We start from the raw sequence: 24341 nt of genomic DNA, 5'->3' as shown, positions 1-24341 counted from the left end.
CTTCACCGTCGGATGCGGGCGCGGACGTGTTTGCCCGCCTCGTGTTGTTCGACGGTCCAGGTCGTGGTGAGCATGTCGAGCAGGCGTAGCCCGTATCCGCCGTCGCCGTTCGCGGGGCGTTGGAGGACCAGGAGATCGCGGGCGTGATCGCCCACCGCGATCTCGACTCCGTCGGGGATGGGGGTCAGCGTCAACTCGGCCTCGCCGTGGGTGTGGCGAAGAACGTTGCCCACCAGTTCCGAGACGATCTGGACGACGTCGTCCGCGCGGTCCGGGGACCAGCCCCAAGCGCCGAGGGCGTCGCGGACCGCGGCGCGGATCCGGCGTAGGACCCCGGGGCCGTGCGTCAGGGTCCACCTCCGGGCCGCAGTGGACGGGTGGCGTGGCGTTATGGTCATGTCCGGGCTCCCACCCGTGATGATGTCGGTGAAGCGCCGCCGATCCGCACCGGCGGGCCGGCGCATGGCGAAGGCAAAGGCGGTACCCGCCGGGGCCTTGGCGGCGGTCGGCCCCGGGCCCGCCGCGCCTGCGCGGCGGGCCCGGGGGGTCAGGAGTCAAGGGTCTCGACCATGGCGTCGGCCCGCGTTGGTCCTCACCGATCGACGCCCTCGAGGCAGGCGGCCCCGCTCGCGTAAGACTCACCGGTGGCCATGATCTCGCCGTTGCCCGCCTTGAGCCGGAACCCGAACTTGCCGTTCTTGTCGGTGTACACCTCGAACTTGCCCGCAATGGGATTCACCCGGCCTCTCGGTTCGTGCGGGCACCGAGGCGACGGTGCCGGTACCTGCGGGTGCGGGCTCGCACATGCGGACTCGGAGTACGTCGGCCTCATCGACCGTCGACCACGGACGGCGTACCGGTTGACGCCGCCTACGGCGTGCCTGCGGGGCCGGTGCCCGGAGTGCCCGGCGCGGTGTTGCCGTAGTAGTCGCCGGTGCGGGTGCGGTGTTCGTGGTCGTCGAGGTGCTTGTCCTTGTCGAACTCGGGGGAGTTCTTGATCTCTTCCTTGGTGCGCGAGACGTGGACGACCTTGTTCTCGGTGTCGATGCTCGCAATCGTGCCCGCTGGGAGCAGGACGTGCTTGCCGAAGATCCACACACCGGTGTCGACCACCAGGTAGGACGCGTCGACGTCGTCGTTGTGCTTGTCGACCTTGCCGATGTGACCGTCGGTGGCATCGACCTTGTAGCCGGTCAGGCTCGTACCCGCGGTGTAGCCGGACTCGGGACGGTGACCCCACACGTTGTCGGCGGTGCTCACAGGAACCTCCTGGGTATCGACGGTCCCCTCGGCGGGCGGCGACCGCCGCCCGCAGCCCGGGACTCGTCCGTGCAATGGTTCTGAGCACGCCTGCCCCGCCGCTCCCGCTCCACACCCGCCGCGGGGGAAGGAACGGCGTTGGAGAGTTCGCCTGCCCAGGAGGCGCAGCCGGCCGGTGTGGGCGGTCAAGTCGGCGGGTGGGCTCAGCGCAGGTCTGCGGGGAGCCGGTCGCGCAGGGCATGACGGAAGGCAGCGAGCCGTTCTTGCTCGGTGTCGAGATTGCTCAGGGTCTCGTAGGCATGCGCGCGGGCGTCGATCGAAGGGTGGGCGACCAACTCCCGGTAGAGAATCCAAACCCCTCCGCGAATGAGCTCTGCGCATTCCACCTGCTGGGGCGTGTCACCGGCACTGAGGTCCAAGAGGAGCTGCAGCAGTACGGTGCGGGTGACGGGCGTCGTGAGGTTGGGGTCGGCCAGGGCCGCGAGGACTACTGCGGTGACCGCCGGGGCGGGGTCCATGAGGTTGGACTGGATCATGACGTGGTTGTCGATTCCGACCAGGGACGTCTCTCCGGGCGTTCGGTTGGCGATGAGCCGCAGGAGGGTATCGGGCAGGTGACTCGCCGACCTGCCGCAACCGCATTGCAGCGCGCCCCAGTTGTGGCGATCGAGTTCGATGCGGACGGCTTGCATCGAAGGATGCTCGATCCGTGGCTGCGGCTGCGGCTGCGGCTGCGGCTGCGGGGCGAACGTGGGCGAGGTCGACTCGGCGCGGTACCGGTCCAGCAGGCGGAAGAATTCCTCGACCGGGCTGGAACCGTCGGGTGTCACTCGTTCGATCTCGGAGGCCCAGCCGAGCGCGCTGTGGTGTCCGAGATGCTGCTCGAGCCACCGAGCAAAGGAGCCTTCGGGCCAAAAGTCGAAGGGTTCGTCGACGGCGTGAACGCCGAGCGCGATCCGATAGCCGATCAGGATGGACTCCAGGTTCCGGAGCGAGCCGCCAGGCAGCCAGACGCCGGGGCGTAGGCGGATCTGCTCCAGGAAGTCGTGAACATCCGTGCACTCATTCCAGTGCTTGACGCTGTTTCGAGGACCGTGCGCAATCGGCATGGCGCGAGCCTACGGTGTGGGGGCTTCGACCTCGCCGGATCCCGTCCGGCTCGGCAGGGCACGGCCTCACCCACCCCGCCCTCTTTCGCCGCCGTTCCCCGGTGGGGCGGGTTGGGACTACCAGTCGTGGCTGAACACCCGAAGGTGGCATCACTTCGAGACAGCACGGATAAGCCAGAACAACTGAGACATCACCCGGCATCTCGGCCCATCGTCGTGACCGCCACACCGTTGTTCGCGGGGGGCCCGCAGGGCAGGGCTCGCCGGACGGGCTCACTGATCGAGTGTGGGGCGTTCCCCGCGCGGCTCGTCACACGCGAACCGTTCAAAGAGTTGATCGCCGGCGTGGAAGCCGCCCCCGACCCGAAGTGCACACCGAACGGGTCGGGACACTCCCCCGACGCTGCCCGCCCGCGACGACTATCGGGTCAGCCATGTGGTGGGAGAGTGGGGCCGGGAGTTCCAACTCCGGCGCGACCGGGTGCCGGTCGGCGAGATCGTGTTCACCAGCCGCCTCGGCATCACGGGACAGCACGCCGGACCCTGGCTGATGCGCGACGCGCACGACGCGGCGGAGGAGCACGGCGAGGTCTGGAGCGCGGCGTTGGCCTGGAGCGGCAGCCGCCGGATCACCCTGCGCCGCAACCTCCACGGCCGCACCTCCTGGACCGGTGGCTTCGGCCGCGAGGGTTTGCTCTGGAAACTGCTCCCCGGCGAGAGCCTGGAGACCCCCGTCTTCACCGGTCTCTACGCCCCTGACGGCTTCGGCGGCACCAGCCGCCGCTGGCACGCCTACACGGAGAGGCAGGTGCTATCCGCCCGTCCGGCCGAACGCCAGCTGATCTACAACTCGTGGGAGGCCACCGAGTTCGACATCACCGAGCAGCAGCAGAGCGAACTGGCCGATCTCGCAGCCGGTATCGGCGTCGAGATCTTCGTGGTGGACGACGCCTGGTTCGGCGCCCGTACCAGCGACATGACCGGGCTCGGCGACTGGTGGCCCAACCCGGACCGCTTCCCCGACGGTCTGGGTCCACTCGCCGACCACGTCCGCGCGCTGGCCGACAACGACCTGTTCCGTGCGCACCCCGACTGGATCCTGTGCCAGGACGGCCGACCCCGCACTCGGAGCCGTAACCAGCACGTGCTGAACTTCGCCCGCCATGACGTCCGTGAATGGGTGGTCGAATGGCTGGTGCGGACCGTCACCGAGTTGGACGTCGTCTTCCTCAAATGGGACATGAACCGGCCGTTCAGTGAGGCCGGGCAGATCCCGGGGCCGCGGATCCCGACCGGGTCTGGGTCGAACACACGCGCGGCGTCTACGAGGTGATGGACCGGCTGCGCGCCGCCCGATGCTGGTGCCCGACCAGATCGCCCGGATCGCCCCGGGGGGAAAGGTCGACAGCTACGCCTGGGTCAGCATGATGGGCGCGATCTCGGGCATCGCCGTCGCGCCGCTGGCCGGAGCCCTGTGCGACCGCACCACCGGCCGGTTCGGCCGCCGCCGACCGTGGATGGTCGCGGGCTCGCTGACCTGCATGGCGGCGCTGGTCTTCACCGGCCTGCAAACGACGGTCGCCGGGGTCGCGTTCGGCGCTTTCATGCTGTCCTTCGGCTTCATGATCATCGGTGCCGGGCTCGCCCCCGTGGTCCCCGACCAAGTCCCGGTCGCGCAACGCGGCGTGGTGCTGGGTTGGGCCACGGTCCCGCAGGCGGGCGGCATGATCGCGGGCGGGCTGATGCTCGGTCTCGTCGCCGGGTTTCCCGCGCAATACACGCTGATGGCCGCGTTCCCGCTGCTGATCATGCTGTTCGCGGTCGTCATGAGGGACCCACCGCTGCCCGGCGACCACCGCGAACCGTTCTCGCTGCGCACCTTCCTGGACGGCTACCGGATCAGCCCGCGTGAGCATCCCTACTTCGTCTGGGCGATGGGCTCCCGGTTCATCATGGGCCTGGGCTACGGCCTGGGCACGCTCTACATGCCGTATTTCCTGGACGACGTCCTGCACTACGAGCAACTCTTCCCCGGCCGATCCACCGACGACGGTCTGCTCATCGTGATCGGCGTCAACTGCCTGGCCACGATTTCGACGGTCGTCGTCAGCGGCCGGCTTTCCGACAAGCTGGGCAAGCGCCGGATACTGGTCTTCCTCGGCGGTCTCACGATGGCCGTCGCCGCCGTCCCGCTCGCCCTGTCGCCGACCTGGGCCATGACATTGGTCGCGGCCGTGATCCTGGGTCTGGGCTACGGCGTGTACCTGGCCGTCGACACCGCCTTGGTCACCGAAGTGCTCCCGGCCTCGGCGGATCGGGGCAAGGACATGGCCCTGGCCAACCTGATGAGCTCCCTGCCGTACGTGCTGGTTCCCCCGATCGCTTCGGTCGTTCTCGGCGAACTGGGGGGCTATCGTTCGTTGTTCCTCTGCTCCGCGGCGATGTCCGCGCTGGGCGGGGCACTGGTCTGGAAGGTTCGAAGTGTCCGCCGGCCACACGCCGCGAAGGAAGGCCGGTTTCGTACGGTCGAGGCAACCGCGTTCGTGTCCTGTGGCAGCGGAGCCCGTTGGTCACCCACCCGTTGTCAGCGACCGCATGTGGTCGTTCAGATAGCTGTCGAGGACTCGTTTGCACTCGGCGATCAGCCGGGGGTCGCCCTGCGGATCGGCGCGGAAGGCCAGTTTGAGCACGCTGTCCGCACACTCCAGGGCCACTCGGACGACGATCTCCAGTTCGGTGTCGTCCCAGGCTCCGGTCAGGGCCGCGGTCAGCCCCCGCAGCCGCCCGGCGACCGCGGTGTTGTTGTCCAGGGCCGGATCGAGGGTGTGGTCCCGACCCTCCGCGCCGAAGTCGACCACGCCGAAACCGGTGATCGTCCGGCGCATGGTGACGAATTCGTCGACGGTGACCTCCACGATGCCCGAGACGTCTTCGGGCCTCTCGTGCTCCAGTCGGGCCGAGACCCGTTCGAGGAAGGTGTCCAGGTTGCGGGCGGCGAGCGCGCCGATCAGCCCCTCCTTGTCGGAGAAGAACTGGTACAGGGTGCCGATGGGCACCTCGGCTCTGCGGGCCACCTCCTTGGTGGTCAGCGCGATGTAGCCGACCTCGTCCAGGAGTTCGGCGCAGGCGTCCAACAGCCGTGTAAATCGTTCGGCGCTGCGCCTTTGGACGGGGCGGCGGCGCGTCGTGCCCGCGGTGCGATCTTGGTTCACGCTTCCAGCATCCCACTGGCGAGGATTAACATGAGTACTATTCATGTTTCAGGAGGTCGGACATGGCACTGGACCATCTGCCCGCGGACTTCGTCTGGGGCGCCTCGACGGCGTCGTACCAGATCGAGGGCGCCACCAAGGAAGACGGCCGCGGTCCCTCGGTGTGGGACACCTTCACCGCCCGCCCCGGCACGATCCGCGATGGGCACACCGGTGACGTGGCCTGCGACCACTACCACCGGTACGAGGAGGATCTCGCGCTGATGGCCGAGGCGGGCCTCACCGGCTACCGCTTCTCGATCGCCTGGCCCCGGATCCAGCCGACCGGCCGGGGGGAAGTCAACCTCCAAGGCCTGGACTTCTACGACCGCTTGGTCGACGGCCTGCTCGCGCGCGGCGTGGAGCCCGTCCCGACCCTGTTCCACTGGGACCTCCCGCAGGCCCTGGAGGACGACGGCGGCTGGCTCAACCGCGACACCGCGCACCACTTCGCCGAGTATTCCGCCACCGTGGCCGACAGGCTGGGCGACCGCGTGCGGAAGTGGATCACACTCAACGAGCCGTTCATCCACATGGTCTGGGGCTACGGCCTCGGCACCCACGCGCCGGGCCGTACCCTGTTCCTCGATTGCCTGCCGGTCGCCCACCACCAGTTGCTCGGCCACGGTTTGGCGCTGAGGGAACTGCGTGCACGCGGCCTCCAAGTGATGATCGCCAACAACTGCACCCCGGTCTGGCCCGCCTCGGACGCCCCCGCCGATCGCGCCGCCGCCCAGGCGTACGACAACCTGCACAACCGCCTGTTCAACGACCCGATCCTCACCGGCGCCTACCCCGACCTGTCGGCCTACGGCGCCGACGCCACCCTCGGCGGCTCCGTCCGGGACGGTGATCTCGAACTCGTCTCGGCTCCTTTGGACGCGCTCGGCATCAACTACTACAACCCCACCCGGATCCAGGCTCCGACGTCCGAGGGTCTGCCGTTCGAAGAGGCCCCCATCGAGGGCTACCGCCGCACCGCCTTCGACTGGCCCGTGGTCCCCGACGGCCTGCGCGAACTGCTCGTCGGCCTCAAGGAGCGCTACCCCACGCTCCCGCCGGTCTACATCACGGAGAACGGCTGTTCGGTCGAGGACGTAGTCACCGCGGACGGCAGCGTGCCCGACCTCGACCGCATCGACTACCTGGACAGCCATCTCCGGGCAGTCGACGCCGCTGTGGCCCAAGGCGTGGACGTCCGCGGCTACTTCACCTGGACCCTGCTGGACAACTTCGAATGGGCCGAGGGCTTCCACCAGCGTTTCGGCCTCGTCCACGTCGACCACGACACCCAGGTCCGCACCCCGAAGGCGTCCTTCGCCTGGTATCGCGACCTCATCCGCGCCCATCGCGGCTGAGCCGTCTGCCTGGCTCACAGGAACACCGTGCGAGTTCCGGCGGATCCCGGACGTCGGGACGCCCGCACGTATGCGGGCAGGCGCGTTTGGTGGGCGGTTGACGGTTGCACTCACACGCCCTCAAGCGTCCAATACCCGGTCCACGACGATCCCGCCGGCGATGGTCGACACTGCGGCGACCGGGACAGGCGAGTGGTTCACCCGGCCGCCTTTTCGGTGCCGTCGCGTGGCCGTGGTGTCAGTTCGCCGGGACGAACTGGGTGCCGAGTTGGTCGTCGAGGCGGTGGATGAGGTATTCGAGTTGGCCGGCGACGCGACGCTTGAGGGCGTCCAGGGTCGGGGGTGTGTGTTTGTCCGGGGCGGTGGAGTCGGCCGCCTTGCCCTCGATCAGTGCGAGTACGCCGGTGCCGGGGTCGTACAGCGCGGCGCGGGGGCGGGTGTGGAAGCCGTCGGCGTTCGGCACGTAGGTGAGGAATTCGCGGAAGTCGGCCAGGCCTTTGACGCGTGGACCCTGATAGGGCTCGGAGGTCTGCTCCTCGTTTTCCTGGTATCTGCCTGTCGGCTTGAGGGTGCATTTGCCGCTGCCGACGAGTTGTACGAAGTAGTCCCTGGTGAGGTCCCGGTAGTCGTTGCGGACGTACCAGAGGGTGATCGTGGTGGCGATGTCGTCGGCGAGGTAGGACTTCGCGGCGAATTGGGGTTGGGGATGGAGCCAGGTGTCCCAGTGTTTGCCCTTGAGTTGGTCCACGCACGGGGTGCCGGGGTTGGGCACGGTCTCCAATGTGCCGCCGCCGAAGCGGTTGTTGTTGTCGACGATCGGTGGCCTGACGGTGAATCCGGGGATGTTTCCGTCGGGCAGCACCTCGGCGAGGCGGGCGAACGGCGGTTCGGCGGCGGCAAGTCCCAAACGATAGACCTTGAATCCGTTCGCTCCTTCGGCGAGGGAGGCCCCCACTTCCATGAGCAGGGGTTCGTGTTCCCATGCCGCCAGGATCGCCCGGATCATCCCGGGGCAGTGCTTCTCGCACAGCTCCTCGATCTCCTTGCCCGCCGCCGATGCGACCTGTTCCGGGCTCCAGCCCTGACGGCTGACGGCGACGGCGAGTCGGGTGCCGAGCTTGCGCATCGCGTCGCCGCACTCGCGTGCGCCCGCGACGAGTCGGCCGGTGATGTCGGCGGCGGAGGGGTTCGGCAGCCTGGAGATCTCCGTCCCGTGCTTGTACAGGCAGGCGAACGCCTCGGCGGCCTCGTGGCTCACCGCCACCGCCCGGACCACGGGATCGGTCGGTTCGGCGGGCAGCATGCCCTTGAAGGTGGCCGTGGCCAGGTCCAACAGTGGGGTCGCCGCGTCCAGGGTTGCGGTGATCGCGGCGCCGGCGGTCAGCTTCGACAGGTCGACCTTGAGTCGGATCATGCCGCCGGCGGGCAGGAACGCGACGGGCAGGTTCTGCGCCGCGGCCATGGTCCGGGCCAGGAGCGTATACGGATTGTCGGGGTCCGGCTTGGCCTCGACGAACCGCACGCCGGTGGGCAGATCGAGCAGGAAGGGTGTGAAGTGCGGATTGCTCACGTACAGATCGAGGGTTCGTCGCGACCCGTCGGTGACATCGAACCTGGTGCACGTGATCGCGCCCGGTACGAACTTCTCGACGTCGAGGGTGAGGGTGAGCGCCGGGTACGCGCACTCGACGGTGGGCGGGTTCGCCACGCGCTTGCCGATGCCCAGGACGCCGTCGGTGCTCAGCAGGTTCCTCGCCTTGGTCACGGTCGTCGAGATCGCGCTTTCGACGTCCCACCATCCGATTCCCCAGAGCGAGAAGCGGTCCGTGCCCACCGAGACCCGATGCCGTGCCGTGTCCACATGTTCCGGCGTCAGGGCCTGCCATTCGTTGCCCTCGTAGCGCAACACCCGCAGGTTCTCGACCTGTTGCGGCGTCGCCTCGGCCGGATAGTCCAGGGTCACCACGGCCCGTCCCTTGGCGAGTTCGCCGCCCCGTACCTCGATCTTCGTCGGCTTGCCGAAGAGCTTGTACGCGCCGCTCAGCGGCGGCACGTCGTCGACGGTGCTCAAGTGCAGGGCCGGCGAAGCCCCCTCGAACGCCTTGGCGGGGGCCGAAACGGACACGCCCCCTTGGGGGTTGGCCCCCTCGACGGAGCCCTTGCCGTCGCCATCGCCTCCGCCGCCCGACGTGCACCCGGCGACCACGGCCACGATCACCGCGAGCACCACCGCCGTCCGAACGCGCGCCGCGGCCCACGACCACGCCGTCATGTCCCCCACCATCCCCACTTCACGCCCGTCACGACTCCACCGGACGCATCCGCCGCGCCCCCACGAGCGCGCATCCGTCGATCATGCGCGGAACAGCCCCGTCCCGAGGGCATGTTCGACGAACCGACGCCGCGAATCACACAACGAATCGGCAACACACAACCGGTATCGCCCCGTTCATGTCACCGCCCGGACCCCACCCCGCTGCCCGCCCTCGGTCCCGACATCACAGCGCGCCGTATCCACCGCGTGTTCCCCGGACGCGGTAGCCTCCGCCGGTGACCCACAGCCCGCCGTCCCAGGCGTTGCCCGAACACTTGGGTGATCCTGGAGAACACCGACTGGGCTTCCCTGACGGACCGCCCGGGAGCGGTGCCTTCCTGCCCACGGCGATAGGTGTCATCGGGAACCTGCGGGCCATTCTGCGATACCGGTTCGACGTACGGCAGTCGGGTCGCCTACCTGTTGGCGCAGGACTCCCTCGATGGCCACCGCCCATAGGCTCGGGCCGCCTTCGCGGAGGATGCGTTGGCGTCGCATGCGGACGTCGCCGACGTGGTTCGCGTCGCGTTCCAACCTGAGACAGTCGGCGAGAGGACAGCCGACGGCGTCCGCGTGTTCCTGCCACCGGCCTCGCTGTTGCCCGCGATGCGCGAGAGCGAGGAGTTCGCCCCGCTCGGCCCACAGGGCGCCGGGGCTGCGTCGGGCTCCAACCCCGGACGATTTCGGTGAATCGTCACCGCTCCGTCCCCGGGGCCGGGTCGTAGGGAACGGCCGGGCGACCGCGCGCCGGGGCCTGCCGCAGACGGGCCCGGGCCCGTCGCCCTTGTCGGCGACGGGCCCGGCAGGATCACGCGTCGAGTGACTCGATCCTGGCGTCGGGCGCGTTGGTCTTGACCGATTCGACGCCCTTGAGGCAGGCATCCTTGGTCTCGTATGCCTCGCCGGTGGCTATGATCTCGCCGTTGCCCGCCTTGAGTCGGAACCTGAACTTGTCGTTCTTGTCGGTGTACACCTCGAACTTGGCTGCCACGGGATTCACCTCTCGCATCGTGCGGGTGCCGAACCGATGGATGCCTCGGCGCCCGCGGACGTGGATCGTGGGGACGATACGGTCGCGCCGCCCGCGATCGCGGGCGGAATACCGGTCTGTGCCACCGGCACCCTCAGCCTCGCTGGTCGGCGTGGGAACCGGATCCGCTCGATCGGTTACGGCGTGCCCAGAGGGTTCGCCCCCGGAGGGGCGGGCGTGATGTTGCCGTAGTAGTCGCCGGTGCGGGTGCGGTGTTCGTGGTCGTCGAGGTGCTTGTCCTTGTCGAACTCGGGCGAATTCTTGATTTCTTCCTTGGTGCGTGAGACGTGGACGACCTTGTTCTCGGCGTCGATGCTCTCGATGGTGCCTGCGGGAAGCAGGACGTGCTTGCCGAAGATCCACACGCCGGTGTCCACCACCAGGTACGAGGCGTCGACCTCGTCGTTGTGCTTGTCCACCTTGCCGATGTGACCGTCGGAGGCGTCGACCTTGTAGCCGGTCAGACTTGTCCCGGCGGTGTAACCGGACTCGGGACGATGACCCCACATGTTGGCGCCGGTGCTCACAGAAGTCCTCCTCGGATATCGACCGACCGACCCCGTACCGGCGGCGAACAGCTGCTCGGCGGCCGGGATTCGTCGGGTGCAATGGTTCGGCGCACGCCTGCCCCATTGCTCCCTCTCCACACCCGCCGCCAGGAAGTGACGGCGGCCAATGATTCGCACCCGGCGTCGGACGGTGTTCCAACTCGCAGCCTGGCGCGGGAATCGCGCCGGCCACGGGCGTCGCCCAAAGGCGGCCTGCGTGGTCACCGCCCTCTCGGTCGACGGCGAGTGGGTGACGTGGCTGCCGACTGTGCCTCGACGGTGACCGGAGGCCCTGTGGAGCCCGGCACTGGCGATCACGCGGCCGGTCACGGGATGATGACGCGACGTCACCGCGAGAAGGGACTTCGACATGGGTACGCACAACAAGCCCACGCCGCCCCCGCAACCGGCTCCGGAGCCCTCCCCCGACGGCGACGACCCCACGCTGCGCAACCCCGGCACGGGCACGCGCAGGAAGCCGAAATGAGCGTCGCGGACGACCATCTGGCCCAAGCGGTCGAAGCCCTTGATGCCTTGGGCGAGTTCGAGCATCCCTGGATGCGCGAGGCGTTCGCGGGGATTCCGCGGCACCGCTTCGTCTCGGACACCGTGTGGATTCCCGACGCCGGCGGCGGGTACCGCGCGCTGGAGCGGTCCGCGGAGCCGGAACGGTGGGCCGAGGCGGTGTACGCGCCGCACGCCCCGCTGGTCGTCCAGGTCGACGACGGCCGACCCGCCCGGCCGGGCATCGGCCGCCAGGCGTCGAGCTCGATCAGCGCGCCCTCCGCGGTGTTGTTCATGCTCCGCGCGCTGGACGTGCGACCGGGCGACCGGGTCCTGGAGATCGGCGCCGGAACCGGTTGGAATGCCGCGCTGCTGTGCGAACGTGCCGGGCCGGACCGGGTGTGCACGGTGGAGATCGATCCCGCGCTCGCCGCCCGGGCCCGCGAGGCGCTGGAGGCGGCCGGACGGCGGGTGGACGTGGTGTGCGGGGACGGCGAACTCGGCCACCGCGAACACGCCCCCTTCGAACGGGTGATCGCCACCGTCGCCGTGGGCCGCGTCCCCCACGCGTGGATCGAACAGAGCGCGCCCGGAGGCGTGATCGTCGCCCCCCGCATCGTCCCCTTCCACCAGGGCGGCCTGCTCCGACTCGTCGTCGCCGACGACGGCACGGCGTCCGGCGGCTTCGACGGCGGGGTGATGTTCATGCCCACCCGCGGCCAACGCCGGTCCCGCTTCGACCCCGCCACCCTGATCACCGACAACGCGTGGGAACACTCCGCCGAGGACACCACCGCGCTCGACGTAGCCGCCCTGGAGGACGTCCACGCCCGATTCGCGATCTCGCTGCGCGTTCCCGACGTCCACCACGTCCTCGAACCCGACCGAGGCGCCGGCCGCACACTGTGGCTCGCCGACGCCGCCGGCACCTCCTGGGCCGTCGTCCGCCACGGCACCAACGGCACAGGCGGCGCACGCGGAGAGGTCAACCGGTTCGGGCCCCGCGACCTGGCGGAGGAGATCCACGATGCCTTGGTCGCCTGGGAGAAGGCCCAACAGCCCCGGCTCTGGGACTTCCGCGCCACCGTCACCCCACACGGAACCACCTACCGGATCGGCGGCACCGACCAGCCCTTCGCGCAGGACCCCGGCCCATCCGACCGATAGAACCGCAGAGCCGGCGTCCGGGACGAACCACACCGGCGGAACACGGCGTAGCTGCGTTGTCGGGGAGGTCGGGTGTGCCGGACCGGGAACGACCGTGCGTCGTGCGGTCGTCGCGGGCACGACTCCGTCGATGCCGCAGCCGAATCCCGGCACCACACGCCCGGGAACGTGCGCCGTTGCCGCCAGCCCTCGCCGAGGCGGTCTCGAGGCGACCTGCCGGTCGCTCCCGCCGACGCCACGCCCTAAGGTCGCCGACCGAGGGGACGGACCGGCCCGTGCCCCGTATCCGCGGCACCGGGCTCGGCGTGCGCGGGGGGCGGCGAACTGCGAGGCGCGGCGAAGGCGGCTGCGGACCGATCCGGTCACGGTCGACCCTCGTCCGACGCTTCGACGGCCGCCGCCTCGATCCGAGCCGACCCGTCTGGGCCGATCAGTCGGACATGTCGCGCCATTGCCGCCAGGTGAGGCCGCGGGGGGCCAGTACGTCGGTGTGGAACGCGGTCCAGGTAGTGGTGTTGGGTCCCGTGCCGGGGGTGTCGGGGGCACTCGTGTAGAGCGGGTGGCGGGTGCGCACGAGGTCGGCGAGCCACGGGTCGAGCGCGTCGAAGTCGTCCAGTGTCCAGGCGCGCGCGTGGTAGACGAGGTTGCCCGGCGTCTCGCTCTCGGCGATGCCCATCGCCGGCACGTAGGGGCAGATCCGGGTCCAGCAGTTGGTGACCGGCAGTGCCGGAGTCGGGGATCCGGTCTCCGTGTCGGAGTGGGCGCGGGCGTCGTCCTCGTGCACCAGGAAGTCGAACAACTCCCATGAGGTGTAGGTCGAGTTCGCCAGGCCGAAGTCGTCGTCGATGCCGTACCGGTCGGCAAGGCCGTACACGGGCGGCACGTCCAGGGTCCACACCAGGTTGCGGTGCACACGCTGCGGGGTGACCGAGCCGTCCAGCGGCACCTCGGCGGGCCCGAACACCGCGTACAGGGCGCCGTCCCGGACGCGGTACGACAACTGCACGCGGTCGTTGGCGATCGGCGGAAGGGGACGGGTGCGCCCGTCCAGCGGGTTCGTCCACTCGGTCAGGACCGTGCCGTGCCTCGGGTCGGTATAGAAGACGATTTCACGCGAGACCAGGTGCAGATCCCGGGTGCCCGGCGGATTGATCAACCGGCGGATGTTGTAGCCCTCGACACCGAACAACGCCCGCCCGTGCGGGAACACCTTGCCGTGCACGTCACCGGGCACGTGGTTGTACACCGTTCCGCTGATGCGGTACAGCATGTCCCGGCCGTCGGGGCGACCGAGCAACCGTACGAACAGCCGCGCGTTCACGTCGTCGAGCGATGCGATCAGGGCCTCGGGCGATGCCTTGCCGGATTCCATGCGCGGTGTCCGTTCGTCGGTTCGGAGCGTAGCGGTCGTATCCACCGGAGCGCGCTCTCCCGCCCGTGTGGGTGCGTCGGACGAACTCCGGGCCTCACCCCCGTCATCCGTCCTCCACCCGGGAGCCTACGCATCCCCGCCGCGCCGCACCGGTCGAGGCGCGACCGACCAACGCCGGCGCGGCCTGTACCACCCCGAGTGGGTCGTACGCGCGGGGCGGCCGCGGGTGACCTCGGTGACAGCCGCGTCGTAGGTCCGGCGTACACCAGACGCGCCCACGGGTCCGGATCGGCGGCGCGGTCGATGGGGAGGCACGCGTGACCGTCCCAGTCCCACTGGCGATCCCGCGCGAAGGCGTGCCGGAGCAGGTGTTCGCAGGCATTCCGGAGCCATGAAGTGTCGGCGGGCCACGCGTGGTGGGCGTCCGTGGCCTCTGCGAACGCCTGCCTGCGGGCGACGAGTTCGGTCACGGTTTCGGTTTCTCGTGCTTGCCGTCCGGGTCCGGGTCCGGCTCCGGCGGGACGACGGCAACCTCGCCGCGGGCCTTTCGTGACCGGTGCGAGTGGGTGGGTCAGGTGGGTTGGTGGCGGCCGAAGAGGAGGTCGTAACCGGCGGGGAGCTGGAGCAGGATCTGCCCCATCAGGTCGTCGCCGGCGGCGTCGGCGACCGTGGACAGCACGGCGCTCACGTCCCAGGTCGCGGTCTGCTCGGTGGCGCCCTCGATCCAGGCCGCGGTGGCCCTGACGAACCGCTCTGTCGGCAGTGGTTCGGCGCTCTGCAGCGGGTTGAGGAGGATCAGGGCGAATTCGTCCGGCAGGCGTGCGGCGAGCTGGGCGCGGACCTCGCCGACCAGGTGCGCGCCGAGCAGGGCGAGCACCACACGGGCCGCGCGCTCGGCTTCCCGAACGGTGTCGTACTTGCCGCGCTCCTTGACGTGGTCGAGGAACTTTGCGTGTCGCATGGCCATCGCGGCCGCCACCCCTTCCTGTCCTTCGGGCTGCCCACGGGGATGCGGAGGGCGGGGTGAGGGGGAAATCGGGTCCCGTCCTCCGCATCGGTTCGGCCGGTGTCAGCCGGAGATCTCCTTGCGGTCGCCGGTGCCGACGCCGATGGAAATCCTGCGGGGCTTGGCCCGCTCGGCAATCGGGATACGCAGGGTGAGCACGCCCGCGTCATAGCCGGCCTCGATGTGCTCGGCGTCCAGGGTGTCGGCGAGCACGATCTGGCGGGAGAAGACGCCCAGCGGCCGCTCGGACAGCTCCATCTGCACGTCGTCGGCCTTCGCCACCGGTCGGCGCTCGGCGCTGACCGTCAGCATGTTCCGCTCGACGTCGATGTCGATCGCATCCGGGCCGACGCCGGGAAGGTCGAAGGCCACCACGTACTCGTCGCCCTCGCGGTAGGCGTCCATCGGCATCGCCGACGGCTTCGACCAAGTACCCGGACCTATCAGCTGCTGCGCGAGTCGGTCCAGCTCACGGAAGGGGTCGGTGCGCATCAACATCGTCAAAACACCTCCAGCACGTTCGGGCAGTTGCTGCCAATGCGCCTCACTGACACCTTTGTAGCATGTCATCTATTGGATGACAAGTGTTGACGTCATCATTGGGATGACAATCCGGAGGGGGAGGCTCGCACCCCCGGACGACCAGCCCCCACCCCGCACCGACCCCCCACCACCGGGCGTATTCCCCACCGCCGCGGCGGCCCTCGATGCCACGCCGCCGGACCGCAGCCGGACTCAACCCGGCCCTCATCCCGGACTGCGATCCGGACGCCTTCGCCCCGGAACCGATCACCCACGACACGCTCGCCCGGGTGCTCCGCAAAAAGACGAGAAAACCTCCCGGTCACCCTCGAACCGCAAGTTGGCCACCCTCGATCCGAGACCGCGGGTCGACCATCCACGTCGACCGATGGTCGGCCCTTGCACGGCGCCGCCACGACGGATTCCACGGGCCGGGTCTGCAAGGCTCGGAGCATGACGGACCTGCGACGTGCCGATCATGAAGGGCCCTTCGCGCCGACGCTCCAGCGCCGCACGGGTCTGGCCGACGAACCATGGCGCGAGGTCATGTGAGCGGACTCGTCGCAGGGCCTCCCGGTGCATACCCGGCCACGCCGGCGCTCTTCGCCGTCACAGGTTCGCGGAACTCGGTGCCTGCGAGTGTGGGCCCGGGGGTGCGGTTGAGCGCCGCCGCTGTGGTGAGCGGCCTGGCGGCGCCAGGGCGATGGCTCGCACGCCGTGGTTGCCGCTGCAGGTGACGAACAGTGTCTGCTCCTCGGACAGAGCCGCCGCCAGTGGGTTGCGGAGCTGTGCCGAGGTGGCGGGGCCGCCGTCGCCGGAGTAGCCGCCCGTGCCGGTGCCCGCCACGGTGGAGATCGTGCCGTCGCCGGCGACCTTTCGGATGCGGTGGCTCCAGCACTCCACGATGTAGAGGTTGCCCGCGCGGTCCAGCGCCAGGCCGGTCGGACCGCTCAGTTGTGCGGAGGTGGCGGGTCCTCCGTCACCGGAGTGCCCGTCCTGCCCGGTACCGGCCACCGTGGAGATCCTGTGGTCGGTGGAGACCTTGCGTACCCGGTGGTTGCGTAGTTCGGCGATGTACAGGTTGCCGGCGTCGTCGAGCGCCACCCCGTGTGGGTCGCTCAGCCGGGCGGACGTGGCGGGACCGCCGTCGCTGGAGTATCCGCCCCTGCCGGTGCCCGCCACGGTGGAGATCCTGTGGTCGGTGGAGACCTTGCGCACCTTGTGGCCGCCGCGGCAGGCGATGTACAGCTCGCCCGCCCCGAGCGCCAGACCCACGGGGCTGTTGAGTCGAGCAGAGGTGGCGGAGCCCTCGTCTCCGCTGTGACCGGCCTGCCCGGTGCCGGCCACCGTGGAGATCCTCCCGTCGGTGGAGACCTTGCGCACCCGGTGACCTCTGTACTCGGCGATGTAGAGGTTGCCCGCGTCATCCGATTCGAGCCCGGAGGGGCTGTTCAGTCGAGCCGACGTGGCATGGCCGCCGTCGCCGGTCGATCCGGCCGTACCGGTACCGGCGACCGTGAAAATCGTTCCGTCGGTCGCGATCTTCCGCACCCGGTGGTTCTCGGAGTCACAGAGGTACAGGCATCCTTTCTCGCCCCGCACCATGTAACTCGGGCGGTACAACTTCGCGGAGGTCGCGGGTCCTTGATCACCGGAGAAACCCGATGCTCCCGTGCCCGCGAACGTGGAGATGGTCTGCGGAACAACGTCTGCGGAGCGTTCGAGGACAGTCATCGTCTTCAGCCTTCCGTCTTCCGTGCCGTGGCTTCAGTGCCGTGGCGTGGCGGTGAGCCGCCGGCCGAAAGCCGGGATCGATCCGCGGTGCCCTGTGGCGAGCGGGCCACGGCGGGGCCGACGACAGGTTCGGACTGGACGCTCGGCGGCGGGACCGACCCGAGGTGGCCGGGCGCCGGGCGAACGGGGAGGACGGCGCGGGCTTGCGGGCTGACGTCCTCCGCCACGCCCCATACTTCCGGGGAGCGCGCGGGCGCACCCTCCCGACTGCTCCATACGGGTGAACCCAGGGTCGACCGGGTTTTGTGTTCGTCGGGCTGTCGTGGACCGCTGTCCGTCTCGGTTGACGTTCGTCACCACGACGAGCCGATCCGCGCGCCGTCCGCTCTCTGCGCAGCCTCTACTCGCCCGAGTTCCATCGCGTTCGTGTTCGATGACTTCTCCCGCACCGACCACGAAGAGGGACAGCCGCGTCGGCGACTGGGCGCGGGTACTCCACCTCGACGGCACCGAGCACGCCGCCCGCCAAGGGCAGGGGCAGCATGATCCGGCGTTGCGTCATCCGCCACCCGTCAGGGCAGGCGGGCGTGTTCGGCTCGGGTGGCAGCTATCCGCTCACGCGCGAGCGCACGGGCCCGCTTGGCGTCGTCGCCGGTGAGTCGGGCGAGGTGCGTCCGCGGGTTCTCCGCCGACGTAGACGCCGGCCGGTCGGTGCAGCCAGAGCCAGGAGACGGAACGGGTCACCGGGTCGGCAGGGTCGAATCCCTCGTTGCGGACGAGGATCTCGGTAATGCGCTTCAGCAGGGCCGCCTCGGCGTCCGGCTGGAGCGCGCCGTCGGGAATGTACACGTCGAGCATGGGCATGGTCGATCTCCTTCGTGTGAGTTTAGTTCTTCAACTCAGGCCGGGAGCCTACGAGGGCTGAGTAAGTCTTGTAAACCCAGACGGGTACGCTCGTCCCATGGAAACGCGGCGAATCGACCCGGTGAACTGCTCGGTGGCGCGCGCCCTCTCGGTGGTGGGAGAGCGCTGGTCCCTGCTGATCGTTCGTGAAGCGCTGGACGGCGCGCGCCGGTTCGGCGAGTTCCACTCCCGCCTCGGGATCGCCAGAAACCTCCTGGCGACTCGGCTCGAGACCTTGGTGACCGCGGGAGTGCTGCGCCGCGTTCCCTATCAGGAGCCCGGGGATCGACAGCGCTTCGCCTACGAACTCACCGAGCAGGGAGGGGCGTTGCGGCCCACGCTCGTGGCGCTCCTGGAATGGGGCGACAGGTACCTCGCCGACCCGCAGGGCCCGTCGGTCATCGTCCGGCACCGGCCCCTCGACGACGAAACCTCCTGCGACGAGCCGGTCGAAGTCGTCCTCCAGTGCGCTGCGGGGCACAGCCGGCTCGCCCCGGAAGACGTCTGCCGCACGCCCGGGCCGGGCGCGCGCTTCGTGGAAAGCTCCTGAGATCCCAGGTGCGTACTGTCCCGGAACACGCCGACACCGGCCCTCCCGGGCCTTGTATTCGATGTCGGGCCGGACGGTGTCCGCGGCACCCACCCCAGCGGCGCCACCGGCCCCTACGGTGTCAAGACCAAGACCACGGGCCTCGAGGTCACCCCGCCCGGAGTAGCCAGGACGATCACCCTGAACTGGCCCGGCACGCCCACAGTCCCGGTCGTCGACGGCGCCGGCTCCCCGATCGACGTCGGTCCCATCGCCGGTCGCCGGCGACGGGTGCGGCGGCATGCTGCTCCTGTTGGTCACCACCGTGCTGATCGCCGTCGCCGGCGTCCTGATGTGACCGTGACGTCCCCCGGCGGACCCGCTCCACGTCGGCGCGCCCCGACGATTCCCGGCCCACGGGCATGGACGCGCCGGCCGGGTTCGGTCACGGGGCCGGATCCACGGCGTGCAGGACCGCTCGGTCCCCGTCGCCGGTGAGCAGGATCGCGCGGCCGGCGCTGATGCCCCAGGGAACGGCGGCCCGGTCGGGCATCGTGACGACGCCGGCCGACGTCACCGCGACGGGGCGGAGGTCGCGCGTGCCGTACACCCGGTCGCCGGCGACGGAGCGGGCGACGACGCCCGGGGTGACCGATGCACGCCCCTGGGCGAGATCGACGACGACCGGTCCCAACGCGACGAGGGGACTGCCGTCCGCGTGGATCCAGGCGCCCGACAGGGATCCGGCGGGGGCGTCGGCGCCGACGAGTACCCGGCCGGAGGAGGAGTCGTGCACGGCGAGTGTCTCGCTGCCGTCCACGGGGCCGGACCACACGGCGGCGACCACTCCGTGCCCGGCGCCGGCCACGCGCAGCATGCGCGCGCCGGGGCGCGGTGGCAGCGGAGCCACCACGTGTGTCCGTCCGTCGAAGCCGACCAACTCCCAGGGTCCGACGGCGCGTCCCGCGAGCACGTGCGCCGTATCGGCGGCCATCGCCACGGTTCCGGGAGACAACCGGACCGGAACAAGGGCATCGCCGCGCAGCACGGCGGCCGATCCATCGGCCCCCGTCACCAGGGGGAGGGCACCGGCGTAACTGACGCGGGCGCCGGGCGCGAACTCGACGGTGGTGGGCGGACGTGACGATTGGGGAGCGCGCAGTGGGGACCACACCAGGAGCCGGCCCTCGGTCTCGGCGACGAGGACCGGCGCGGTCGGGTCGCCGGTCGCGTGCAGCGCGACGTCGCCCGCCGGCAGCGGCTCGCCGACCTGAACGACCGCGCCGTCGTGCGGATCGAGCAGCGCGACTCGACGGTCCGGTGTGAGGATGGCGAGCACACCCCCGAGCGTCGCCACACTCGGCCGACCGGCTCCCGGCGGTGCGATCGACCGCGACCACGCGGACGTCTGTCGCCAGCCGGCCGGAGCGGCGACCGCGGCGGGTTCGGCACGCGAGGTCGTGCTCGTCCGGGATTCGGTGGACTCGTCGTCCGGCCAGACGAGAAACGCGACGACCGTGACCGCCGCGGCGACCGCGAGGCCGATCGCGGCCGGCGCTACGCGGCGGCCGGAACGCGGGGCCCGCCGCCGAGCGCGATCCGGTCGCGCGGGCACGGTCGCGGGTGGCCCCTCGGTCGGCCACGGGGCGGATCCGGGCAGGTCCGCCGTCCCGTGTGGGTCGCGCTCGTGCCCGCCGTGCTCGTCGCCCGGGTGCTCCTCCCCCGTGTGCTCGTCCTCGCTGTGCTCTTCGGGCGCCTGCCCGTGTGCGTCGACCTCGTCGACACCGACCCACCACTCGCGGGGGGCCCCGTCGTGGTCGTCGGTCGGTGCCGTGTCCTCCTCACTCGACGGGATGTGTGCCTCCTCGTCGGGGACCTCCGGGTCGGGATCGGGATGGGGCTCGGCCAAGAACGTGAGCGTCCCATCCGGGTCGATGAGCAGGGGATAGCGGGTGCCGTCCGGATCGATGTCGATCGCGCGGACGGGCCGGTCGAGGAGGGACGCCGTGAAGCGGACCTCGTCGATGGCGGCGTGACGGGCTTCCGCCCCCTCGGGGACGTAGACCGGCGTGCCGTCCACGGTCGCGACCCCGTCCTCGGGGTACTCGATGACGAACAGGGGGGTGGCCGGGACGGCGGAGGTGTGGTTGGTCAACGGTTCTCCCGAGGTCTCGGACGGTTCGGGTGCCACGCTCGGACGGTTCGGGTGGGCGCGGACCTGGTCGGCGACAGGCCCATGAGGCGCGGCGATGCGGACCGATCCGCGGCCTCGTGGCGGGGCGTGGAACGCGACCCGGCAACAGGATGACCCTCTCGGCCGCGGCCGGTTCCTCGCTGTCGTTCGATCGGGTGATTCCGGCACCCGGCTTCCGCACCGGCACGTGGCCCGCGCCGGTCGCGATATCGGTTCAACGAGCGACCCACGCCCCGGCAACGGATCAGTCGGCGAATTACGGCGGTGAGGCCACCGGGGAGTTGGGAGACCTGCCCGGGACGGGGTCGCCGAATCCGACATGCCCGGTGACCGAAGGACGCCCCGACCGGGGCATCCGATCCCGTGAACCACGCGCCGTGAAGCGTGACTCCCGCCGCGAGGCCGGCACAACACCCGAGTAACCCCCCGGGTACACGGGCGTTAGCCCCGGCAGGACAGCCCTCGTATTCATCGGAGGAACGTGTGCACATCACTTGCCCGGCCGCCGCGGCGGCCCTTGTGCTCCTGCTCGTGACCGCCTGCGACAGCACACCGGCCACCGCCCCCACCCGGGCCCTCGATCCCGCCCTGGCCGCCAACGGCGCGCCACTTCCCGGCGCCGGCTCGTCGGGCGCCTGGCCGTCCTCGACGACTCCTCTCGGCGCAGCCGACCCGGCAACGCCCGCGACCCCGGCGGGTACCGAACCGCCCGACGCGCAGCGGGCGAACCCGCCCGCCGACACCCGATCGGCCGCATCCTCCCCGTCGTCGCGTGGATCCGGGGCATCGGATCGGGCCGACCATTCCTCCGCTCCCGGTACATCGGCCCGACGCGGACAACCCGAGCGCGAGCCGTCCAAGACGGGCGCCGTCAATCCCTGGGCGGCCTGTGACTTCGGGTTTCGGTTCAGCGGCCGGAGCGACGACACCCCCGAAGCCCGCGTCTGCCGCTCCGCCCACGGCTGAACAACCGATCTCGCGTTGCGCCGAGCCGCCGGCGACCTGCCCGGCCCGGGATCGCGCACGATGGCCGGTGTGGGTGATGTCTTGGGTAACGAATACCGGTGAGCGACCGGTGGGTCGGGTCACGTCCGTGCGCGGGGCGGAACGGGCGGCGTTGTGGCGGAGCGGCTCGGCATCGACGTTGCGGGCGCACTCGTCGGCGGGACGGACGCGTCCGTGGCCGGCTGAAGGAAAGAGCGGGCGCAGGGCCTCCTCGATCGCGCCGGGCACAAGGGATCGGTCCGCGCGGACCCGCGCGAACTTCTCGGGGTCTACGTCCGGGCGCAGCACTGTGTTGCCCAGCGTCATCGTGGTGGTGATGTGCCCGGTAGTCGGTGGCGCTGACGCCGATGTAGTGGATCGGGAGTCGGCCCGTGTATCGCAGCCACCCATTCACGCGCTTCCGCCGTCACGCGTGCCATGAGAATCGTGTGGGATGCCCTCATCATGCCCGCACGCGGCGGATTCGGTGTTGCGGCCTGAACCAGGAAGCCGGCCACGGTCACGGTGGCGTCGACGGCCGAGCGCGCGTGGCAGGCAAGTACGACAAGGACTCGGGGCCCCGGTCGACGACACCCCCGACGCCGGACACGCCCTCCAAGGCGATACCCGACGGCTGTGGAACGAGGCGGCCGCCGTCATCGCGTGGCAGGACGACGCCGGATGCCGTGGAGCGGCGGCGGTGGGCGGGGGCGGCGGCTATCCGAACAGGTTCCCAACCACGTTGGTCCTGGCCTCCCTGATCAAAAACTCGAGCGAGGAGCTCTCGAGGTCGCGGGGGCGTTGTTCGTTTCGTTGTTGTGGTGTCTCCGGTGTGGCGATCCAGAAGGGGCTTCCGCCGGCTGCGGCGACGATCAGGTCGAAGCGCAGGTCGCCGGCGCACCACAGGACACCGCGACCGTCGGTCATCGCCGACCACACACTTCGCGGCATCTTGGTCCGAAACGTCGCCGCCGCGCTCCCATCGGGCGCGAGCAGTGACAGGCGTCGCTCGGTGAGCTTTCCTTCGATGTCATCCACGCGGCATGGCCACACCTGCCAGGCCTGGCTACGTAGCAGGGCCGCGCCCGTACGGACCCGGTCCGCCCGCCCTTGGAACATCGCCGCTACGAAGGCGACCCCCAGGCAGACGGCCATCACGGTGTAGTGAATCCGCGTGTCGAGGTCGACGGTGAACATCAGCAGCATCGTCAACGGGAGGATTACGAGAGGTCCGGCCATTCCCGCGTAGACGACGAGTGCGGTGCGCCGACCGCGGACCAACTCGTCCTCGATGCCCGGGGTATGGATCGCCGCCCGCGACGACACCTGGTATCCGTATTCTCGCGCCAACATTCGCACTCCCGTGTTCATTCGTACGCATCTACGTCAACGTGCGGCCGTGACGCACGAGGTCTTGTTCAAAGTCCGGACCGCGACCGGGCGGAACCGAAACGTTGCCAGTCGTCGGTGATCACGGCATGATCGATTCATCTCTCCACCAACGGTGTTGCGGTTGTTGCCCGTCGATCGGCCGGGTTCGACGCGGGCGATATCAAGACTGCTGCGGAGCTTGGGCGGTCGTCTTGTACGAAGGCGCACTCTCGGGCCGGAGTCGTCGACCGACGCGCGCAGCGGCACGCGGCCGAGTCGATGTTCGTCACGGAGGTTGGAATGGCCACGGATTCGAGGGATGGGGGCGAATACGCGGAGCGGTGCCCCTCCGGGCGGTTACGCGACCATGTGGTGATGTTCAGGGGTCATCGCACCACGGGACGGGGACCGCTCAGGCTTACTCTTCCCTCGGCCACCGTGACGTTGATCCTCGGGTGGGGAAATCCGCTCCACTTGGTCCATGAGGCCCGGAGCGCACCGGCGGTGCGAACGACGTGGCATGCGATGCTCGCCGGTCTGCGGCTGTCGTCGATCAGGGGCGGATACGAAGGCGTCGCGGAGGCGATCGAGGTGGAGTTCACTCCGCTCGGCGCGTACATGTGCCTGGGTTTGCCGCTGCACCACCTGGCCCACCACCACGTGCACCCGGACGCGGTGCTGGGTGCCGGCTGGTCGGCCAGACTCACCGAGCAACTCGTCGCGGTGCCGGATTGGGAAGGACGCTGGGCGGTCCTCGAAAACGCCTTGGCTCGGCGGATGGTGGACGCGCTGCCCCCGTCGCCGATCGTTGCGGAAGCATGGAGTCGGCTGCGCGCATCGCACGGGCGGTTGTCCGTCCAGGAACTGGCCGCGGTGACAGGCCGGAGTCCACGGCGGCTCCAGGTGCTTTTTCGCGAGCAGATCGGGCTCCCACCGCAATCCGTCAGCCGGATCCTGCGGTTCCAACGGGCGCTGACCCTGCCCTCGGACGCGTGCCGGTCGCTGGCCGACCGGGCGGCCGCGTGCGGCTATCACGACCAGGCACACATGAACCGCGACTTCCGTGACCTGGCCGGACTCACCCCCGCACGGCTGTGCCTTCTTGCCGACCGTGCCGTCCCTCGAGGCAAAGCCCCCCTCGAGGGACGGCTGGCAGACGTCTTCGATCACTGAAACCGCCACCCA

Annotated in this window: 21 protein-coding genes and 1 pseudogene; 6 read left to right on the top strand and 16 right to left on the bottom strand. The window is 70.0% G+C overall.

The window, feature by feature from the left end:
• Positions 1-2: 2 nt before the first annotated feature.
• From ACH4XV_RS39890 to ACH4XV_RS39875, 4 genes are all read right to left on the bottom strand, one after another.
• A complete protein-coding gene (locus ACH4XV_RS39890) occupies positions 3-398 on the bottom strand; it encodes an ATP-binding protein (protein WP_395798044.1) in 396 nt (131 codons plus the stop codon).
• 194 nt (positions 399-592) lie between these two features.
• Entirely contained in the window at positions 593-739 is a 147-nt protein-coding gene (locus ACH4XV_RS39885; protein WP_395798043.1) for a YegP family protein, read from the bottom strand.
• A gap of 131 nt (positions 740-870) precedes the next feature.
• Positions 871-1260, bottom strand: coding sequence for a PRC-barrel domain-containing protein (locus ACH4XV_RS39880; protein ID WP_395798041.1), 390 nt, complete (start codon positions 1258-1260; stop codon positions 871-873).
• A gap of 203 nt (positions 1261-1463) precedes the next feature.
• Positions 1464-2369, bottom strand: coding sequence for a hypothetical protein (locus tag ACH4XV_RS39875; RefSeq protein ID WP_395798039.1), 906 nt, complete (start codon positions 2367-2369; stop codon positions 1464-1466).
• A 436-nt stretch (positions 2370-2805) separates the two neighbouring features.
• Here ACH4XV_RS39875 and ACH4XV_RS39870 point away from each other — a divergent pair, with 436 nt between their 5' ends.
• Entirely contained in the window at positions 2806-3702 is an 897-nt protein-coding gene (locus ACH4XV_RS39870; protein WP_395798037.1) for an alpha-galactosidase, read from the top strand.
• A 22-nt stretch (positions 3703-3724) separates the two neighbouring features.
• Positions 3725-4870: pseudogene (locus ACH4XV_RS39865) on the top strand (MFS transporter); the annotation flags it as partial.
• A 69-nt stretch (positions 4871-4939) separates the two neighbouring features.
• Here the strand turns inward: ACH4XV_RS39865 and ACH4XV_RS39860 are convergent.
• A complete protein-coding gene (locus ACH4XV_RS39860) occupies positions 4940-5581 on the bottom strand; it encodes a TetR family transcriptional regulator (RefSeq protein ID WP_395798035.1) in 642 nt (213 codons plus the stop codon).
• A gap of 62 nt (positions 5582-5643) precedes the next feature.
• Between ACH4XV_RS39860 and ACH4XV_RS39855 the strand changes: the two genes are divergently transcribed.
• Positions 5644-6978, top strand: coding sequence for a GH1 family beta-glucosidase (locus ACH4XV_RS39855; protein ID WP_395798033.1), 1335 nt, complete (start codon positions 5644-5646; stop codon positions 6976-6978).
• A 238-nt stretch (positions 6979-7216) separates the two neighbouring features.
• Here ACH4XV_RS39855 and ACH4XV_RS39850 read toward each other — a convergent pair whose 3' ends face one another.
• From ACH4XV_RS39850 to ACH4XV_RS39835, 4 genes are all read right to left on the bottom strand, one after another.
• Positions 7217-9250, bottom strand: coding sequence for a hypothetical protein (locus tag ACH4XV_RS39850; RefSeq protein WP_395798031.1), 2034 nt, complete (start codon positions 9248-9250; stop codon positions 7217-7219).
• A gap of 399 nt (positions 9251-9649) precedes the next feature.
• Complete coding sequence (locus ACH4XV_RS39845) at positions 9650-10174, bottom strand: Scr1 family TA system antitoxin-like transcriptional regulator (protein WP_395798029.1); 525 nt, start codon at positions 10172-10174, stop codon at positions 9650-9652.
• Positions 10101-10283, bottom strand: a complete 183-nt coding sequence (locus ACH4XV_RS39840) for a YegP family protein (protein WP_395798027.1) — start codon at positions 10281-10283, stop codon at positions 10101-10103. Before ACH4XV_RS39840 ends, ACH4XV_RS39845 begins: the two co-directional genes overlap by 74 nt.
• A 176-nt stretch (positions 10284-10459) precedes the next feature.
• Positions 10460-10831: a PRC-barrel domain containing protein gene (locus ACH4XV_RS39835; protein WP_395798066.1), complete on the bottom strand. Its 372-nt coding sequence runs from the start codon at positions 10829-10831 to the stop codon at positions 10460-10462.
• A 522-nt stretch (positions 10832-11353) separates the two neighbouring features.
• Between ACH4XV_RS39835 and ACH4XV_RS39830 the strand changes: the two genes are divergently transcribed.
• Complete coding sequence (locus ACH4XV_RS39830; protein ID WP_395798025.1) at positions 11354-12541, top strand: methyltransferase domain-containing protein; 1188 nt, start codon at positions 11354-11356, stop codon at positions 12539-12541.
• A gap of 430 nt (positions 12542-12971) precedes the next feature.
• Here the strand turns inward: ACH4XV_RS39830 and ACH4XV_RS39825 are convergent, their stop codons facing one another.
• The 5 genes from ACH4XV_RS39825 to ACH4XV_RS39805 form a co-directional block, all read right to left on the bottom strand.
• Complete coding sequence (locus tag ACH4XV_RS39825; RefSeq protein WP_395798023.1) at positions 12972-13913, bottom strand: DUF1838 family protein; 942 nt, start codon at positions 13911-13913, stop codon at positions 12972-12974.
• Positions 13914-14484: 571 nt separating this feature from the next.
• Entirely contained in the window at positions 14485-14880 is a 396-nt protein-coding gene (locus tag ACH4XV_RS39820) for a DUF2267 domain-containing protein (RefSeq protein WP_395798021.1), read from the bottom strand.
• A 102-nt stretch (positions 14881-14982) separates the two neighbouring features.
• A complete protein-coding gene (locus ACH4XV_RS39815) occupies positions 14983-15417 on the bottom strand; it encodes an Hsp20/alpha crystallin family protein (protein ID WP_395798019.1) in 435 nt (144 codons plus the stop codon).
• Positions 15418-16050: 633 nt separating this feature from the next.
• On the bottom strand, positions 16051-17175 hold the full coding sequence (locus tag ACH4XV_RS39810; protein WP_395798017.1) for an NHL repeat-containing protein: 1125 nt from the start codon (positions 17173-17175) through the stop codon (positions 16051-16053).
• A 615-nt stretch (positions 17176-17790) separates the two neighbouring features.
• Complete coding sequence (locus tag ACH4XV_RS39805; RefSeq protein WP_395798015.1) at positions 17791-18039, bottom strand: hypothetical protein; 249 nt, start codon at positions 18037-18039, stop codon at positions 17791-17793.
• A 97-nt stretch (positions 18040-18136) separates the two neighbouring features.
• Here ACH4XV_RS39805 and ACH4XV_RS39800 point away from each other — a divergent pair, with 97 nt between their 5' ends.
• Positions 18137-18628: a winged helix-turn-helix transcriptional regulator gene (locus tag ACH4XV_RS39800; protein ID WP_395798013.1), complete on the top strand. Its 492-nt coding sequence runs from the start codon at positions 18137-18139 to the stop codon at positions 18626-18628.
• A gap of 424 nt (positions 18629-19052) precedes the next feature.
• Here ACH4XV_RS39800 and ACH4XV_RS39795 read toward each other — a convergent pair whose 3' ends face one another.
• Together ACH4XV_RS39795 and ACH4XV_RS39790 are read right to left on the bottom strand one after the other, a co-directional pair.
• Positions 19053-20798 carry a hypothetical protein gene (locus ACH4XV_RS39795; RefSeq protein ID WP_395798011.1) on the bottom strand — a complete coding sequence of 582 codons (1746 nt, stop codon included), beginning with the start codon at positions 20796-20798 and terminating at the stop codon, positions 19053-19055.
• Between the two features lie 1704 nt (positions 20799-22502).
• A complete protein-coding gene (locus tag ACH4XV_RS39790; protein WP_395798009.1) occupies positions 22503-22997 on the bottom strand; it encodes a hypothetical protein in 495 nt (164 codons plus the stop codon).
• Between the two features lie 684 nt (positions 22998-23681).
• Between ACH4XV_RS39790 and ACH4XV_RS39785 the strand changes: the two genes are divergently transcribed.
• Entirely contained in the window at positions 23682-24329 is a 648-nt protein-coding gene (locus tag ACH4XV_RS39785; RefSeq protein ID WP_395798007.1) for a helix-turn-helix domain-containing protein, read from the top strand.
• Positions 24330-24341: the final 12 nt, after the last annotated feature.

This window comes from Embleya sp. NPDC020630, assembly GCF_044334985.1.
GTDB lineage: Bacteria > Actinomycetota > Actinomycetes > Streptomycetales > Streptomycetaceae > Embleya.
Note: the sequence above shows the minus strand (reverse complement) of the source record. Positions and strands in the feature narration are given on the sequence as shown.